The organism is Cellulomonas sp. NS3 (genome assembly GCF_024757985.1).
Lineage (GTDB): Bacteria > Actinomycetota > Actinomycetes > Actinomycetales > Cellulomonadaceae > Cellulomonas_A.
In genome coordinates this window covers 798,595-813,899 of record NZ_CP103289.1, presented here as the reverse complement: position 1 = coordinate 813,899, position 15,305 = coordinate 798,595, and the positions used below count along the sequence as shown (strand labels likewise).

The 15,305-nt window shown below is 73.9% G+C and carries 18 protein-coding genes; 10 read left to right on the top strand and 8 right to left on the bottom strand.

The genetic code is table 11. The annotated features are described in order from the left end of the window. Positions 1-6: 6 nt before the first annotated feature. The 4 genes from NXY84_RS03805 (at position 7) to NXY84_RS03790 (ending at position 3,865) form a co-directional block, all read left to right on the top strand. Positions 7-537: a flavin reductase family protein gene (locus tag NXY84_RS03805; RefSeq protein WP_258725837.1), complete on the top strand. Its 531-nt coding sequence runs from the start codon at positions 7-9 to the stop codon at positions 535-537. 196 nt (positions 538-733) lie between these two features. Further along, positions 734-2,074, top strand: a complete 1,341-nt coding sequence (locus NXY84_RS03800) for an NtaA/DmoA family FMN-dependent monooxygenase (protein ID WP_258725836.1) — start codon at positions 734-736, stop codon at positions 2,072-2,074. Positions 2,075-2,400: 326 nt separating this feature from the next. Continuing rightward, the gene (locus NXY84_RS03795) at positions 2,401-2,889 is read left to right on the top strand and encodes a hypothetical protein (protein ID WP_258725835.1); all 489 of its coding nucleotides are present in this window, start codon (positions 2,401-2,403) and stop codon (positions 2,887-2,889) included. Positions 2,890-3,505: 616 nt separating this feature from the next. Then, entirely contained in the window at positions 3,506-3,865 is a 360-nt protein-coding gene (locus NXY84_RS03790) for a hypothetical protein (RefSeq protein ID WP_258725834.1), read from the top strand. Positions 3,866-3,948: 83 nt separating this feature from the next. Here the strand turns inward: NXY84_RS03790 and NXY84_RS03785 are convergent. Continuing rightward, a protein-coding gene (locus tag NXY84_RS03785) for an IS5 family transposase (protein ID WP_258725833.1) occupies positions 3,949-4,849 on the bottom strand; the annotation gives its coding sequence in 2 pieces (ribosomal slippage) (positions 3,949-4,497 and positions 4,499-4,849; 900 coding nt in all). A 491-nt stretch (positions 4,850-5,340) separates the two neighbouring features. Next, a complete protein-coding gene (locus NXY84_RS03780) occupies positions 5,341-5,790 on the bottom strand; it encodes a hypothetical protein (RefSeq protein ID WP_258725832.1) in 450 nt (149 codons plus the stop codon). A gap of 123 nt (positions 5,791-5,913) precedes the next feature. Here NXY84_RS03780 and NXY84_RS03775 point away from each other — a divergent pair, with 123 nt between their 5' ends. Further along, entirely contained in the window at positions 5,914-6,429 is a 516-nt protein-coding gene (locus NXY84_RS03775) for a hypothetical protein (protein ID WP_258725831.1), read from the top strand. Between the two features lie 69 nt (positions 6,430-6,498). Here NXY84_RS03775 and NXY84_RS03770 read toward each other — a convergent pair whose 3' ends face one another. Then, on the bottom strand, positions 6,499-7,350 hold the full coding sequence (locus tag NXY84_RS03770; RefSeq protein ID WP_258725830.1) for a helix-turn-helix transcriptional regulator: 852 nt from the start codon (positions 7,348-7,350) through the stop codon (positions 6,499-6,501). A 100-nt stretch (positions 7,351-7,450) separates the two neighbouring features. Here NXY84_RS03770 and NXY84_RS03765 point away from each other — a divergent pair, with 100 nt between their 5' ends. Next, on the top strand, positions 7,451-8,119 hold the full coding sequence (locus NXY84_RS03765; RefSeq protein ID WP_258725829.1) for an NADPH-dependent FMN reductase: 669 nt from the start codon (positions 7,451-7,453) through the stop codon (positions 8,117-8,119). Between the two features lie 26 nt (positions 8,120-8,145). Here NXY84_RS03765 and NXY84_RS03760 read toward each other — a convergent pair whose 3' ends face one another. Beyond that, on the bottom strand, positions 8,146-9,096 hold the full coding sequence (locus NXY84_RS03760; protein ID WP_258725828.1) for a helix-turn-helix transcriptional regulator: 951 nt from the start codon (positions 9,094-9,096) through the stop codon (positions 8,146-8,148). A 101-nt stretch (positions 9,097-9,197) separates the two neighbouring features. On the opposite strand from NXY84_RS03760, the gene NXY84_RS03755 reads away from it, so the two are divergent. Further along, positions 9,198-9,596 carry a VOC family protein gene (locus tag NXY84_RS03755; protein WP_258725827.1) on the top strand — a complete coding sequence of 133 codons (399 nt, stop codon included), beginning with the start codon at positions 9,198-9,200 and terminating at the stop codon, positions 9,594-9,596. On the opposite strand, the gene NXY84_RS03750 is transcribed toward NXY84_RS03755, so the two are convergent. After that, positions 9,563-10,615 carry a saccharopine dehydrogenase family protein gene (locus tag NXY84_RS03750; protein WP_258725826.1) on the bottom strand — a complete coding sequence of 351 codons (1,053 nt, stop codon included), beginning with the start codon at positions 10,613-10,615 and terminating at the stop codon, positions 9,563-9,565. The genes NXY84_RS03755 and NXY84_RS03750 overlap by 34 nt on opposite strands. A gap of 70 nt (positions 10,616-10,685) precedes the next feature. On the opposite strand from NXY84_RS03750, the gene NXY84_RS03745 reads away from it, so the two are divergent. Then, the gene (locus tag NXY84_RS03745; protein WP_258725825.1) at positions 10,686-11,630 is read left to right on the top strand and encodes a GlxA family transcriptional regulator; all 945 of its coding nucleotides are present in this window, start codon (positions 10,686-10,688) and stop codon (positions 11,628-11,630) included. A 78-nt stretch (positions 11,631-11,708) separates the two neighbouring features. On the opposite strand, the gene NXY84_RS03740 is transcribed toward NXY84_RS03745, so the two are convergent. Further along, complete coding sequence (locus NXY84_RS03740) at positions 11,709-12,005, bottom strand: helix-turn-helix transcriptional regulator (RefSeq protein WP_258725824.1); 297 nt, start codon at positions 12,003-12,005, stop codon at positions 11,709-11,711. 66 nt (positions 12,006-12,071) lie between these two features. Here NXY84_RS03740 and map point away from each other — a divergent pair, with 66 nt between their 5' ends. Next, positions 12,072-12,854, top strand: coding sequence for a type I methionyl aminopeptidase (gene map, locus NXY84_RS03735; protein WP_258725823.1), 783 nt, complete (start codon positions 12,072-12,074; stop codon positions 12,852-12,854). 69 nt (positions 12,855-12,923) lie between these two features. Here the strand turns inward: map and NXY84_RS03730 are convergent, their stop codons facing one another. Beyond that, positions 12,924-13,307: a hypothetical protein gene (locus NXY84_RS03730; RefSeq protein ID WP_258725822.1), complete on the bottom strand. Its 384-nt coding sequence runs from the start codon at positions 13,305-13,307 to the stop codon at positions 12,924-12,926. A 174-nt stretch (positions 13,308-13,481) separates the two neighbouring features. Then, entirely contained in the window at positions 13,482-14,321 is an 840-nt protein-coding gene (locus NXY84_RS03725) for a PhzF family phenazine biosynthesis protein (RefSeq protein WP_258725821.1), read from the bottom strand. A 41-nt stretch (positions 14,322-14,362) separates the two neighbouring features. On the opposite strand from NXY84_RS03725, the gene NXY84_RS03720 reads away from it, so the two are divergent. Continuing rightward, entirely contained in the window at positions 14,363-15,259 is an 897-nt protein-coding gene (locus NXY84_RS03720; protein WP_258725820.1) for a Cof-type HAD-IIB family hydrolase, read from the top strand. The last annotated feature ends 46 nt before the right edge of the window (positions 15,260-15,305 follow it).

The window sequence follows — 15,305 nt, the reverse complement described above, 5'->3', positions numbered from 1 at the left end:
CTTGACGTGACCACCTCGATCCCACAACTCCTCGACCACGGCCGTGACCACGCCCTCCTCCGCCAGGTCTTCGCCCTGTTCCCCTCCGGGGTCGCGGCGGTCTCCGCGGACGTCGACGGCGAAGCGGTCGTCCTGGTCGCCACCTCCTTCCAGGTCGGTATCTCCCTCGACCCGCCCCTGGTGCTCCTCGCCGTCCAGCACACCTCCACCAGCTGGCCCCGGCTGCGTGACCGGCCCCGGCTCGGAGTGTCCGTGCTCGGCGCGGCCCACGACCAGGCCGCCATCCAGCTCGCCTCAACGACCGCTCGCGGGGAACGGTTCACCGGGCTGGAGACCACCACCACTGCCAGCGGCGCCCACCTGATCGCCGGCGCGGCCGCCTGGCTGGAATGCAGCGTGCACTCCCAGACCCGAGCCGGGGACCACGACCTCATCCTCCTGCGGGTGCACGCCCTTGCCGGCGCCCCTGGTACCGAGCCGCTGGTCTGGCACGGCGCCGGCTTCCGGACCCTCACCCCCCGGCCCGCCGCTCCCTGACCCCGGCGAGCCGGCACGACGAGGTCATCCGCGAGCCACGGTTCCCGTCGCACTAAGTCGGTCCCGCTCTCGCCTCGCGCCACCAAGGTCCTCGCCCGCCGAGCGTCGCCCCGGTCGGCGTCGCGGATCTGTCGGCCTCAACTTCATCAACGCTGACCCGCTTGGGCCAGGCACCCACGACCGAAGGATGACTGTCATGACCGAAAACTCGTTCCTGCTCGGAGCGGTCCTGGGCGAGATGCACGGCAACCATCCAGGAGCGTGGCGGATGCCTTCGGCTGATCCGGGCGCCTACACCGACGTGACGACCTTCGTGCGCGCCGCTCAGACCGCCGAGCGTGGCGGACTGGACTACCTGTTCTTCCCCGACCGGGTCTTCATCTGGGGTGATCTCGAATCACGTCCGCCCATCGTGACGATGGAGCCGACCTTGACTCTGGCTGCGATCGCCCCCGCCACCCGACGGATCGGCCTGGTCACCACGGTGTCGACCTCCTTCGTCGAGCCGTACACACTCGCCCGTCAAGTGCGCGCGCTGGACGTGATGAGTCACGGTCGCGCCGGCTGGCAGGCCATCCCCAGCTACGAGCCGGAGGCCTTCGCCAACTACGGGCTCCCCGTTCCCCCGCGCGAGGAGAAGTACGAACGCTTCGACGAGGTCATCCAGATCACCCAGGCGCTGTGGGGAAGCTGGGGCAGAGCCGCCGGCACCCCCGACAAGACCACCGGACGGTTCGCCGACACCGCACACATCCGCCCCATCAACATGCAGGGCCGCTACGTCGCCTCGCGTGGGCCCCTGCAGATCCCGCCATCCGAGCAGGGGCAACCGGTGATCTTCATGCCCTTCGCCAGCGGCCTCGGTGTCCAGGCCGCCGCCAAGTACGCCAACGGGATCATCGCCGGGCCATCGTCGATCCAACAGGGCAAAGCCCAACGCGACATGATGCGCGCGCTGGCTGTAGAAGCCGGTCGAGACGCGGACGAGGTGAAGTTCCTCGCCTTCGCCTTCGTCACCGTCGGCGCCACCCTGCAGGAAGCCGCTCAGCGACGCATGGGGCTGGAAGAGGCCGCCGGGCTCGAGGAACGCCTAGCCCAGCTGTCAGCGGTCCTCGGACTGCGCCTGGACCCGGCCGATCGCGACAAGCCGCTCACCAACGCTCAGGTCGCGGCCCTTCGCCCCCACCCCGGAGCCCCTCAAGCAGTCCGCGCCCTGGAGCTCGCCCGCCAGGGGCGCACCCCGCACGAGATCCTCGGTCACGGAGTCCTCGATCAATCTCCATCCCTGCTGGGAACGGCCGAGCAGATCGCCGACATGCTCCAGGAGTGGGTGCAGGCCGGGGCCGCCGATGGCTTCTCCGTCATCATCGACGACCTGCACGACGGGATGGACGCCTTCGTCGACCAGGTCGTGCCCGTCCTGCGTCAGCGCGGTCTGCGTCCCGACGACTACAAGGGAGCGACGCTGCGCGACCATCTCGGTCTTCCTGAGCAACTCGGTCCGGACCCGCGCCTGGCCGCACGCCGCGAAGCCTAAGGAACGGGACGTGGTCCTCAGGCCACCGAAGACCGTGCTGCTCGAGCTCAACCTCGACCATGCGCAGCACCTTCGGCCCCACACCGTGCAGCCCGGATCCGCTAACGCCACGACGACCGCACACCGCGGTACCTGCACGCGGGCCGGGCTCTGCGCCTGAGTGCATGTATTCAAACGTTCTATTAGGTGCACCGACGCAGCTTGGTCCAGCACACCGACGCCCGAGGGCCCCAGCGGTGGCGGAAGCATGGGAGCGATGCCAACCTTGCGGGCGGCCCAGCCACGCTTCGGTGGGCCATACTCACGGACAGACGGAGACATCCCCCATGAACGCATCGAAGGGCTCGACCGGGACGCATGACACCCGCCGCGCGAAGAGCACCGGCCTTGCTGTCGCCGGTCTCGGCATCGTGGTCTTCAACATCTCCCCCCTGCTCAACTGGGTCAACCCCGCCGACGACGCCGACCCCCGCACCGGCTACGAGACCGACTCCCTGGTCCCGTTCATCGCCTACCTCGGCCTGGGCCTGCTCGTGGCCCTCATCTACGCCGGCAAGCGCGCCCGCCGCGGCCAGCACCGCGGCCTGACCCTGGTCTCGATGGCCGTCGGCATCGCCGCCACCATCCAGTGCCTCGCCTTCGCGCTGAACCCCATGGGCGGGCTCGAGCGCGGCGACGACCTCGCCACCGACCTGGGTGTGTGGGTCGGGTTCCTCGGCGCGGCGGTCTGGGCCGTCGGGTCCTACCTGCTCGCCAAGGAGATCGAGGGCGACGACCACGACTACGACACCCACCGCACCCACGACACGCACTGACACCCACCCGCAGCGCCCGCGGTCCAGGCGCTGCAACACCGGCTGCCAACACGGCGGCACGCCGGTGAGCTCAGGGAAGGCCCCGCTGCACGAACGAGCAGCGGGGCCTTCCCTGTCTGAACGGACACCTCGGAGGAGCCACCGTGCGCGGTGGTCAAGGCCCCCGCACGGGTACATGTACTCAAACGTTCGTTTGAGTGCACCTCGACGCTCGCGACGGCGCGTAGAAGCGTTGCGCGTCCTGCGGGGTCCGGCGTACCGCGTGCGGCAATGTGTGGCTCGCCGTGCGATGCCAAGTGGAGGTGAGCGTGGGTGACCGCGAGAGGTCGGTCGTTCAGCGGCTGAGGGCCGGGCAGCCGCTCGACGGGCTCGGGTTGGAGAAGGTGGCGGGTCGCTGGGACCTCCGAGGGATGCGCCTGTCCCCTCCGATCACGCGCGCGCCGGGCCCCAGAGATGCCGGCGTCGCGACTGTCTCCCTCTCGGGCATGGACGAGCTGCGCGGGGTGACCCTGTCGGGCCTAGGACGTGTCTCCTAACGGCCCGAGGCGATGGGCTGAGCGAGCGACGTTCGGTGTGGGTCAGCGTCTGATGCAGGGCGAGGCGGCATGATCAGGCCATGGGTCTGCTCACCGAGTACTTCGTCGCTTTGACGGACGATGCCGCCGCCTTGGTTCACGGGGGCTCGATCCCGCCGCACGCGGTGGACGGCGGTGGGATCGAGCCGGTCGTGCATCTGGGGACGCTCGAGGAACTGCTGACGGGCAGGACGTTCGAGGAGGTTCTCGACGACGCACCGACGTCGCCGGTCGCGGACCGTAACGGAGGTGAAGAGCTCGTTCTCCGGATCACGGACGAGCTGGCCCGGGTCCTCGCCGAAGTGAGTGACAGCCGGCTTGAAGAGGTCGTCGTCCCCTGGTCCCCAGACCGAAGAGCTGGAGGGCGCCGATCCCGCAGACCTGGCCACGTTCGCCCGTGAGCTCTCCGCACTCGCGCGCCAGGCACGCGCCGACGGAGGGCACGTGTACTGCTGGTTCAGCCTGTGACAGCCGCAGCGACTGGCTAGGGCCTCGCACCCGACGGTGCGCGGAGCCAGGCCAGAATCGCGGCCAGGACGGCGCCGCCGCGGTAGGTCAGGGCGAGCTTGTCGTAGCGGGTGGCGAGGCCGCGCCAGTGCTTGAGGGCGTTGAAGGACCGCTCGACGACGTTGCGGCCGCGGTAGGCGTCGGGGTCATAGGTGACGGGCCGACCGCCGCGTGAGCCGCGCCTCTTGCGGTGTCCTTGCTGGTCGCGCGGTTCGGGGATGACCGCGACGATCCCACGACGGCGCAGCTCGGTGCGGATCGCCCGGGAGGAGTACGCCTTGTCCGCCAGCACCGAGTCCGGGCGCGTGCGCGGACGGCCCGGTCCGAGGCGCGGGACGCGGATCGCGTCCAGGACCGGCAGACACATCGGGGCATCGCCGCCCTGCCCCGGTCCGACCATGACGACCAGCGGGAGCCCTCGGCCGTCGACCGCGTGGTGGATCTTCGTGGACAGCCCGCCCCGGGACCGGCCGATCGCATGGTCAGCCGGCTCCGATAACTGATTCCTGTGATTCGCGCCTGCCCCCCGTGGTGCGGGGCAGGGTCGCGGCGTGCTGATGGGTCCGGTTGATCGTGGAGTCGATCGAAACCGCCCAGTCGATGTCACCGGCCGCGTCGGCCTGGGCGAGCAGCTCGGTCAGGACGTTGTCCCAGGTCCCGTCCCTGGAGAACCGGGCGTGTCGCTTCCAGACCGTCTGCCACGGCCCGAACTCCGCCGGCAGATCGCGCCAGGCGACCCCGGTCCGGTACCGGTAGACGATGCCCTCGACCACCTGCCGGTGATCGCGAAACCGGCGTCCCGGCTTGCCCACGTCCAAGGGCAGCAGCGGAGCGATCCGCTCCCACTGAGCATCGGTCAACACCGCACGACGAGACACCCGCACAGCATCCCGGCGACCGCAGCGGAGGTTGGGAGACGCGCCCTAGTTCACTTTTCGAGCGGGTTCGTGCGCCGTGCTTGACGAGAGGGCCACCCCACAGATGCCGGCCAGCATCTGACGACTGGGGTGGCCTTCGTCACGTTCGAGACGTCTCGACACTACACCTAGTGGTCCGGCTTGGCAGTGACCACAACCACTTGTGCTTACATCCGTGTCGTTTCCCACCCGCTGTGGACAACACCAGGCCACGTGGAGGTTGGACACGCGTCCGACCTGCGGGTTCAGCGTCCTGCACAGCAGCCCCACAGTGCTCTCCACAGGCGCCTCCACAGGCGCGCGTCCGGTTCGTCCCGCGTGGCGCTGCGCGACACCCCGCGTGAACGAGCGGCGACGTCGGCGTGTCGCATGGGCGAGTCACGTGCGAGCGGCGCGCCCCGCCCGCGGTCAGCCTGCGGTCAGGGTGGCGGTCACGCGCGGGCAGGGTGCGCTCAGTCCTCGTCCTCGTCGTCGTCGACGGGGCGCGGCAGCGCGAGCCCGAAGATGCGCGTGGGCGGGGCGGCGAGCCGGTCGGAGCCGGGCTCGGGCTCCGGTGCGCCGGCGGGCGGGCGGGCGCCGACCCACACGCGCCACACGTCGCCGTCGCGGTACACCTGCCCCGGGCACACCAGCCGGTCCTTGCCCGCGCGGTGGAGCTGTCCGCGCAGGTCCGCCTCGTGCGCGGGCGGGACGAAGCCGACGACGACGTTGCGCCAGACCAGCACGACGCGCCCGCCCTTGCCGCCGTCGAGCTGCAGCTCGGCCGGCACCGGCTCGCGCGCCGACCGCTCACGCCCGGTGAGCGCCGCCTGGAACGACGTCTGCAGCGCGACGGCCTCGCCGGCGACGAACCCGTCGCCCACCTCCGCGCGCACCTCGGCGTGCCGACCGAACAGCCTCATGGGCTCAGCGTGGCACGGTCGGGTCCGCGTGCGCGACGACGGGGCCGGTCGCGCCGAGCCCGTCTCGCCGTCCGCGGGCCGCCGCCCTCGGCGATCGGCCCGCCGGCCACTACCGTCAGCGCCATGAGCGCACCCCGTCGTGTCGCCGTCCTCACCTTCACCGTCGCCCTCGTGGCGGTCGTCGTCGGGTGCGCGCAGGCTCCGGCGACCGGGCCGGCCTCCTCCACGGAGCCGACCGCCCCGTCGTCGAGCGCCCCGTCGTCGAGCGCCCCGTCGTCGAGCGCCCCGTCGGCCGGCGCCCCCGCGTCGAGCGCCCCGGTGTTCGACTGCGACGCCGAGCCGGTCGACCCCGTGAGCGCCGAGCACGCGGCGTCGTGCGTGTACGAGGCGTGGGTCACCGAGCGCGAGGTGCCGACGAGCCCCTACGGCGTCGACGGCGTCCTCGACGGGCTTCCCGTCGTCATGGACGACCCGCGGATGCTCTGGCGGGGGTGCTCGGACCAGGGCGGGGCGGCGCTCGACGGTGTCGTGTGCTCGTGGGAGGTCGAGAGCCTCGACGGCCCGGTCGTGCTGGAGATGGGCCTGGCCGGCTCCGTGGCGGAGGGCTTCCGGGTCGCCGAGGTCGAGCTCATCCGCTGAGCACGGCGCCCGCCACCCCGACGTCCGGGGCCGCGCGGACGGCACCTCCGGGACGCAGCGCCCGTCCGCTCAGGACCCGACCGAGCGCAGCGCTCCGGGCTCCCGTCCTGCGAGCCGGTCGAGGCCCACGGCGGTCGCCGCGTCTGCCGGGAGGTGCACGACGAGGCGCTGGTGGTCGGCGTCGGGGAGCGTCAGGGTCTCGAACGCGAGCCGCAGCAACCCGACCCGCGGGTGCTGCACCGCTCGCACGCCGCTCCGGACGCCCGCGAGCGGTCGCCTCCGCCACCGCGCCGCGAACGGCTCCCCGACCGTCCGGGCGAGGCGGTCGGCGAGCACGTCGGTCGAGGGGTCGCCGCGCCGGTGCTCGTGCAGGTCGGCGACCCCCTGGTCCACGACGTCGTCCCAGTCCGGGTAGACCTCGCGGGCCCGCTCGTCCGCGAGCGCGTACCAGAGCAGGTTGGGCCGCTCGCCGTCGAGCATACCGAGGGGGCGGGCGAGCCGGTCGAACGCGTCGTTCCAGGCGAGGAGGTCGGCGCGGGGGTCCAGCACGTACGCCGGCGTGGTCAGGGTGTCGAGCAGCGCCTGGACGGTCGGGCGCACGGTGCGGGCCGAGGGCGGCCGACCCTCGGGGCACAGCTGCGGCCCGTGGGTCTGGGCCACGAGCTCCTGGAGGTGCGCGCGGTCGGGGGCGGTCAGCCGGAGCGCGTCCGCGAGCGCACCGAGCACCTGCGCGGACGGGCGGGTGTCGCGGCCCTGCTCGAGCCGGGTCAGGTACTCGACGCTGACCTGCGCCAGCGTCGCGAGCTCGGACCGGCGCAGCCCGGGGGTGCGCCGTCGCGGGCCGTCGGGCAGGCCCGCCTCGACGGGCCCGAGGGCCTCGCGGCGGCTGCGCAGGAACGCGCCGAGCTCTCCTTCGATCACCCGCCCAGTGTGCCGTCCGCCACGTGCGCGAGGGTGTCCCCGCGAGGGCCAGCCTCGTCGCGGCCTCCCCCGCCGGCAGCGCGCGCGGGACGGTCGTGCCATGACGAACCTCTCAGCACCTGCCCTGACGGACCTCTCAGCGGACGGGACGACGACGCGGCTCGCGGTCGTCGTCGGCAGCACCCGACCCGGCCGGCGTGGACGGGCGGTCGCGGACTGGGTCGCGGACGTCGCGGCCGGGCACGACGCCGTGGTCACCGGCCGCACGGTCGTCGAGGTCCTCGACCTGGCCGACCACCCGCTCCCGCTCCTCGACGAGCCCGTCCCGGCGATGTTCGGCTCGTACGCGCACGAGCACACCCGGCGGTGGTCCGCCGCGGTCGACCGCTTCGACGCCTACGTCGTCGTCACCCCCGAGTACAACCACTCCCTCCCGGCAGCGCTGAAGAACGCGATCGACCACCTGTACGCCGAGTGGAACGGCAAGGTGGCCGGCATCGTCGGCTACGGGGTGCAGGGCGGGACGCGGGCCGCCGACCACCTGCGCGCGGTGCTCACCGAGGTCCGGACGGCCGTCGTGCCCACCCAGGTCGGTCTGTCGTTGTTCGCCGACGTGGACTACGCGGGGACCGACCCGGGCGACCCCACCGCGACGGGGCGGTTGTCGCCCCGCGAGCACCAGGCGGAGGCGCTCCGGGCGCTGCTCGACGAGGTCGTCGCGTGGGCGTCGGCGCTGCGTCCGTCGGCGGCACCGAGCCGTTCAGCGTGAGCGGGTCGCCCCGCGGGCCCCGCCGGTCAGCCGCGGTTCCGGGCGACCAGCTCCTCCCCGAGCCGCGCGAGCTCCACGCGCACGGACGCCGGCTCGACGACCTCGACGTCGCCGCCCCAGCCCGCGAGGTGCCGGGCGACGTCGAGCGCGCGCGGTGCGGTCACGTACGCCCGCGCGCGCCCGTCGTCGTGCGTCCCCGCGGGTTCGCAGTGCCGGCCCATCCGTTCCTGGAGGATCGGCAGCAGGTGCGCGTGGATGAGGACGGTCGCACGCAAGGTCGAGCGCGTGCGCTCGACCTCCTCGACCGTGCGGTCCCAGAGCCGCTCGACGTCGAGGTCGTCGGGTCGCTGCGCCGGCAGCTCCGTGACCTCGGTGTGCTCGACGCGGTCGAGCCGGAACGTGCGGGGCCCGCGGTCGGTCCCGGCGAGCAGGTACCAGGTGCCGTCCTTGTCGGCGAGACCCCAGGGGTCCACGAGGCGCTCGGTCACCTCGCGCGTGCGACCCGCGTACCGCAGCCGCACGCGGCGGCGCCGCACGACGGCGGCCTCGAGCTCGTCGGCCAGCCGCGGGCGCGCACGACCCTGCTCGCCCCAGCCGACGGGGTCCACCACGACGGCGTCCGCCGCGGCGGCGGCCTCGGCGCGGAACGTCTGGGGCAGCGCGCGCAGCACCTTGCGCAGCGCCGAGCGCGCCTCGGGGCAGGCCCGCCCCGACGACGCGGGGCCGAGGAGCGCGAACAGGGCGCGCGCCTCGGGGGCCGTGAGCCCGGTGAGGTCGGTCCGCGCCCCGCCGACGAGCTGCCACCCGCCGCCCCGGCCGGCCTGCGGGTACACCGGCACCCCGGCGGCCGCGAGCGCCTCGAGGTCCCGGCGGGCGGTCGCGACCGAGACCTCGAGCTCGCGCGCGACCTCCGCCGCGGTCGCCCGGCCGCGGGTCTGCAGCAGCAGGAGCGTGGCGACGAGCCGGTCCGCGCGCATGTCGTCAGTGTGCTCAGAAAAGTGCTCACTCCGTGAGCACTTCAGCACCCAGTCTGGAGATGTCGGGCGGGACGGACCGCCCCCCAACGGAAGGAACCGACATGCTTCGTGGAGTCGCCACCGTGAACATCTACGCCGCCGACCACGCCGCCGCGTCGCGCTGGTACGCCGAGCTGCTCGGCACCGCGCCGTACTTCCAGGTCCCCGGGTACCACGAGTTCCGCATCGGGGACCACCAGGTCGAGCTCGGGATCATCGAGCGGAGCTACGCCCCGGAAGGCGAGCCGGACGTCCCCGGAGGCGCGGTGGTGCACTGGCACGTCGACGACCTGACCGCGACCCTCGACCGCCTGCTCGCGCTCGGGGCGACCCTGCGCCAGCCGGTCACGGAGCGCGGCGAGGGCTTCGTCACCGCGTCGGTCGTCGACCCGTTCGGCAACGTCCTCGGCGTCATGACGAACCCGCACTACCTCGAGATGCTCGACCGGGACCACGCCTGAGCAGACCGGACGACGAGGGCGCCGGCGTCCCGCTCCAGCGCGGCGAGGACGTCGGTGGCGTCGAAGGCCTCGCCCGGAGCGGCGGCGCCGGGCCCTCCGTAGCGCCCGTCGAGGAGCCGGACGGCTCCCTCGACGACGATCGGCGCGGTGACCGCGTAGATGTCGCGCCCGGTCGCCCAGGTGCGCCGGGTGTCCGCACCCCGGCGCACCACGACGTCCACGACGAACTGCTGCGCCGAGCGGCCGCTCTCGTCCGTCGCGGCCGGCGCCGGGATGGCAGGGTCGTGGAGGTCGTCGAGCGGGGCCGTGTTGAGGTAGGAGCGCAGCTCACCCACGTCGAGGTGGCGGTCGATCGTGACGACCTCCGAGAAGGGCAGCTGCACGACGGCCTGCTCGCCGAGCGGCGGCGGGTAGCGCCACGTGCCGGAGGGCGCGGGGCTCTCCAGCTCGGCCAGCTCGCCGGCGCGCACCACCAGCCGGGTCGCGGTGTTCCGCTCCCCGGTCACCCGGGTGCCCGCGGTCGGCCACCACCGGTCCAGGCCGATAGCGACCTCGACCTCGTCGGCGCGCGAGCCGCCGTCGAGCGCGGCCGTGACCAGGAGGTCGGCGAGGCCGCCGTAGAAGGCCAGGGCGGGGACCACGGCGACGCCCGCCGCCCGCGCGGGTCCGTCGAGCTCGCGGTAGAGCGCCTGCACCGCCGGCTGCTCGGCGGTGACGTCGAGGTAGTGCGCGCCCGACGCGACCGCGGCGTGCGCGAGCGGGAGTCCGGTGTGGAGGAACGGCCCGGCGCAGTTGACGACGGCGCCGACGCCGGCGACCGCCCGCCGGAGCCCGTCGGGGTCGTCGGTGCGGACGGCGCGGCGGTCGAGGTGGGCGTGCCGGGCCGGGACCCCCGCCAGGCGCTCGGCGCTGCGGCCGGCCAGCACGGGCACGAGCCCGCGGCGCTGGAGCTCGTCGACGACGAAGCGCCCCGTGTGACCCGTGGCGCCGTAGACGAGGACCCGGTCGGTGGTGTTCATGGAGCCATCGTCGAGAACGGGGCCCGTCCCGACGAGTGTCCGGAACGACTGCGGCCGTACAGTTTGCGACATGCCCCGGATGGCCCTCGTCATGCACGGCTCGGCGATGCTCTACGAGGTCGCGATCGCCTCCGAGGTCTTCGGCGTCGACCGGTCCGAGCTGTCACCCACCGGCGCGTGGTACGACCTCGTGGTCTGCACCGCCGACGGCTCCCCGCACCCGTGGCTGCCGCACCTGGCCACCACGACGTACGCCGGGACCGCCGACGTCGACACCGTGCTCGTGCCGTCGTCGGACGACCTCGACGACGACCCCGACCCGGCGCTCCTGGACGCGCTGCGCGCGGCCCACGGGCGCGGCACGCGGATCGCGGCGCTGTGCACCGGGGCGTTCGTGCTCGCGGCGGCCGGGGTGCTCGACGGCCGGGCCGCCACCACGCACTGGATGCACGCCGAGGACCTCGCGCGCCGGTACCCGGAGGTCGACGTCCGGCCCGACGTGCTCTACGTCGACGAGGGCGACGTGCTCACGTCGGCCGGCAAGACGGCGGCGCTCGACCTGTGCGTCCACCTCGTGCGCCGCGACCTCGGCGCAGCGGCCGCGAACGGCATCGCGCGGCGCCTCGTCGTGCCCGCGCACCGGAGCGGCGGGCAGGCGCAGTTCGTCACGCCTCCCGCGGAGCCACGGAGCCCCGACGGACTAGAACCGACTCTCGCGTGGGCGCGCGCCCGTCTCGACCAGCCCCTGACCGTGCGCGACCTCGCCGGGCACGCCCACCTGAGCACCCGCCAGCTCGCACGCCGGATGCGCGCGGAGCTCCGGACCGGGCCGCTCGACTGGCTCCACCAGCAGCGGATCGCCCGCGCCCAGGAGCTCCTCGAACGCACCGACGCCTCGGTCGACGAGGTCGCCGCGAGCTGCGGCATGGGGACCGCGACCACCCTGCGCCGCCACTTCCACCGCGCCCTCGGCGTCACGCCGACGGCCTATCGGACGACGTTCCGGCTGGGGTGATCCGCAGCCGCCCACCCGGGAGCGCGGGTCATCCGTCGGCCGCCGCGACACGACGTCCCCGGCGGTCGACGGACCGCGCTAGGAGACCAGCCGCTCCCCCGACCCGCGTCGCGCGGCCGCGACGCCGCCGTGCGCCGGGCCGACCTCCGCCCACAGCGCGTCGAGCGAGAGACCGAGGACGGCGGCGATCGCCGCGATCGTCGGGAAGGCGGGCGTCGCGACGCGGCCGGACTCGATCTTGCGCAGCGTCTCGGGCGAGACGCCCGCGTCCAGCGCGACCGCCAGCATCGACCGCTCGCCGCGGGCCTGGCGCAGCAGGGCGCCCAGCCGGCGGCCGCGCTCGACGTCGGCGGGGGTGAGCGGCAGCCTGACCATGACGCCGATAGTAATACCGGGATACTCTGACCGGGATAGTTATTGGAACACCGGCAGGAGCACCCCATGATCGAGATCCTCAGCGCCTCCGAGCTGCCCCGGGCCCGGGCGGCCGGAGCGCTCGTCGCGGACATCCTGCAGTCGGTGCGCAGCCGCTGCACCGTCGGCACCAACCTGCTCGACATCGACCGGTGGGCCCGGGCGATGATCGTCGAGGCCGGCGCGGAGTCCTGCTACGTCGACTACGCGCCGTCGTTCGGGCGCGGTCCGTTCGGGCACTACATCTGCACGTCCGTCAACGACGCGGTGCTGCACGGCCTGCCGCACGACTACGCGCTCGCCGAGGGGGACCTGCTCACGCTCGACCTCGCCGTCTCGCTGCGCGGCCTCGTCGCGGACTCCGCGGTGAGCTTCGTCGTCGGCGCCGCGGCACCCGCGGGCCTCCTCGCGATGATCGACGCCACCGAGCGCGCCCTCGCCGCCGGCATCGCCGCCGCGCGCCCGGGCGCCCGCATCGGTGACCTCTCCCACGCGATCGGCACGGTGCTCAGCGACGCCGGGTACCCGATCAACACCGAGTTCGGCGGGCACGGCGTCGGCTCGACGATGCACCAGGACCCGCACGTCGCGAACACCGGGCGCCCCGGCCGGGGGTTCACGCTCCGCCCCGGGCTGCTGCTCGCGCTCGAGCCCTGGGTGATGGCCGACACCGACGAGCTCGTGACCGACGCCGACGGCTGGACGCTGCGCAGCGCGACCGGGTGCCTCACCGCGCACAGCGAGCACACCGTCGCGATCACCGACGACGGCGCCGAGATCCTGACCCTGCCGAGCCGCGCCGCGCTGTGACGCCGGCCCGGGCGCCGTCCCGCGCACCGGTCCCGACCGCACCCCGGTGGGCACGGACGGCCCCCGGCCTCACGGCTGGGTCGCGGCCCTCGCCGCGTGGGCACCCGCGGAGCGGCGGCCGAACCGACCCCGGAGGGCGCTGAGGGTGCTCGTCGGCCGGGGCTCGCCGCGGACGGGGAAGACCGACCCGTCGGGCACGGTGTTCCCGGCCGTCGAGGGGTAGAACGCGAGGTCCGGCCACAGCCGCACGATCTCCACGAGCTTGGCCCCGCGGGCGAACGCGGCCGCCAGCTCCGAGTCGGTCCCCGTGTACGTCAGGCTGAAGTCGTGGTCCTGCACGACCGTCTCACCCGTGGGTACCTCGCCACGACGCGGCGTCCAGCCCCACGCGCTCGCAGGCTCCTGGTGATCGTGATCCGGACCGACCCGGTAGATGTCGAAGCCGATGCGCATCGCGGGACCTCCCTGTTCGTCGTCGAGGACCACCGCATCGACATCGCCGGCACCGTCCTGGAGCGCGCCGGAGAGATGTCACCCGTCGGGGTGCGGTCCACCTGGGCGCCCCGTCGTCCCGCACGACGGGAGACCTCTCCGGGTCACGCCCGACCGCGACGCCCGGGACGCCGCCTAGAGCCGCACGGTCCCGTCGATGCAGGTCACGGTGTCGCCACCCACCCAGATGTCCTCGCCGACCTGCTCGACGTGCACGCGCCCCTCGCGCCGCAGCGCCGTGCCCTGCGCGGCGACGTACCGCGTCGGGAGCGCGCCCGTGCCGATGAGCCAGCGCGCGAGGCCGGCGTTGAGGCTCCCCGTGACCGGGTCCTCGGCGAACCACTCGCCGAAGACGAACGCCCGCACCTCGACGTCGGCCTCGTGCGCGTGGTCCCACGGCCCCACGACGCCGACGAACAGGTCGCCGACCGGCGTCGGGTCCGGGCGGATCGCGAGGACCTCGCGCGCGTCGGCCAGCACGACGCCGATCCACGGCGGACCGTTGTCGACCCACTCGCACGCGACGATCGCGTCGTCGGGCAGCCCCAGGGCGGCCTCGACCCGGGCGCGGAGCTCGGGCGACACCGGGCCCGACCGACGCAGCGTCGGCGCGGCGAACCCGAGCCGACCGGCGTCGCGGCGAAGGCGCACGAGCCCGATGCCGCACTCCTGCACGAGCTCGCCGTCCGCGCGCGGCACGCCGCCCGCCGCGAGCCACGCGTGCGCGCTGCCGAGCGTCGGGTGGCCGGCGAACGGCAGCTCGCCGCCCGGCGTGAAGATGCGCAGCCGGTAGTCCGCGGTCGCCGCGTCGGTGGGCGGGAGCACGAACGTCGTCTCGGACAGGTTGGTCCAGCGGGCGAACGCCGCCATCGCGTCGTCGGTGAGGTCCGTGCCGTCGAGCACGACCGCGACCGGGTTGCCGCGGTACGGCGTCGCGGTGAACACGTCGACCTGGGCGAACGCACGCTGCCTCATGCGGCTCAGCGTAGCCAGCGAGCCCCTGGGACGATGGGACGGTGCCGACCCCCACCCCCGTGACGCCTCCCGACGGGCCCGACGTGCCCGACATCCGCCTCGTCGCGGTCGACATGGACGGGACCCTGCTCGACCCGGACCACGAGGTCCCGCCGACGCTGTGGCCGCTGCTCGACGAGCTCGAGGCGCGCGGCATCGCGTTCTGCCCCGCGAGCGGCCGGCAGCTCGCGACGCTCGCCCGGCAGCTCGACGGGCACGCGCCGCGGCTGTGCTTCATCGCCGAGAACGGCGGCATCGTCGTGCGCGAGGGCGAGGTGCTGAGCACCGACGCCGTCGACCCCGCGGTGGTCCTGCAGGTCGTCGAGGCGGTGCGCGCGCTCGCGGCGTCGGGCGCCGACGTCGGCGTCGTCGTGTGCGGGACGCGGTCGGCGTACGTCGAGCGGCACGACGCCGCGTTCGTCGACGAGTGCGACCGGTACTACGCGCTCCTCGCGCGGGTCGACGACCTCACCGCGGTCGACGACGACGTCCTCAAGGTCGCGGTCTTCGACTTCGGGGACGCCGCCACGACGACCGAGCCCGCGCTGGCGCGCTTCCGCGACACGCAGCAGGTCGTCGTCTCGGGAGCGCACTGGGTCGACGTCATGAACCCGACGACGCACAAGGGCGCCGCGCTCGAGACCGTGCAGCGCGCGCTCGGGGTCACGCGCGAGCAGACCATGGCGTTCGGGGACTACCTCAACGACCGCGAGCTGCTCGACGCCGCCGCGTGGTCGTACGCGATGGCGAACGCGCACCCCGAGGTCCGGGCGCGTGCACGGTTCGTGGCGCCGGGCAACGACGAGAACGGCGTCGTGCGGACGATCGCGGCGGTGCTCGGGATCGCCGTCGAGGGCGTCGAGCCGCCCGGTGCGGGGACCACGGTCGCCGCACCCTGACGGCGGACGCGGGAGCGAGCCGGGCCTGCCCGCGCACGTCGAAGCG

Bases quoted from the DNA above. Each gene is read 5' to 3' on its own strand.
- NXY84_RS03800 (WP_258725836.1), top strand. From the start codon at position 734: ATGACCGAAAACTCGTTCCTGCTCGGAGCGGTCCTGGGCGAGATGCAC.
- NXY84_RS03795 (WP_258725835.1), top strand. From the start codon at position 2,401: ATGAACGCATCGAAGGGCTCGACCGGGACGCATGACACCCGCCGCGCG.
- NXY84_RS03790 (WP_258725834.1), top strand. From the start codon at position 3,506: ATGGGTCTGCTCACCGAGTACTTCGTCGCTTTGACGGACGATGCCGCC.
- NXY84_RS03780 (WP_258725832.1), bottom strand. From the start codon at position 5,790: ATGAGGCTGTTCGGTCGGCACGCCGAGGTGCGCGCGGAGGTGGGCGAC.
- NXY84_RS03775 (WP_258725831.1), top strand. From the start codon at position 5,914: ATGAGCGCACCCCGTCGTGTCGCCGTCCTCACCTTCACCGTCGCCCTC.
- NXY84_RS03765 (WP_258725829.1), top strand. From the start codon at position 7,451: ATGACGAACCTCTCAGCACCTGCCCTGACGGACCTCTCAGCGGACGGG.
- NXY84_RS03760 (WP_258725828.1), bottom strand. From the start codon at position 9,096: ATGCGCGCGGACCGGCTCGTCGCCACGCTCCTGCTGCTGCAGACCCGC.
- NXY84_RS03755 (WP_258725827.1), top strand. From the start codon at position 9,198: ATGCTTCGTGGAGTCGCCACCGTGAACATCTACGCCGCCGACCACGCC.
- NXY84_RS03750 (WP_258725826.1), bottom strand. From the start codon at position 10,615: ATGAACACCACCGACCGGGTCCTCGTCTACGGCGCCACGGGTCACACG.
- NXY84_RS03745 (WP_258725825.1), top strand. From the start codon at position 10,686: ATGCCCCGGATGGCCCTCGTCATGCACGGCTCGGCGATGCTCTACGAG.
- NXY84_RS03740 (WP_258725824.1), bottom strand. From the start codon at position 12,005: ATGGTCAGGCTGCCGCTCACCCCCGCCGACGTCGAGCGCGGCCGCCGG.
- map (WP_258725823.1), top strand. From the start codon at position 12,072: ATGATCGAGATCCTCAGCGCCTCCGAGCTGCCCCGGGCCCGGGCGGCC.
- NXY84_RS03730 (WP_258725822.1), bottom strand. From the start codon at position 13,307: ATGCGCATCGGCTTCGACATCTACCGGGTCGGTCCGGATCACGATCAC.
- NXY84_RS03725 (WP_258725821.1), bottom strand. From the start codon at position 14,321: ATGAGGCAGCGTGCGTTCGCCCAGGTCGACGTGTTCACCGCGACGCCG.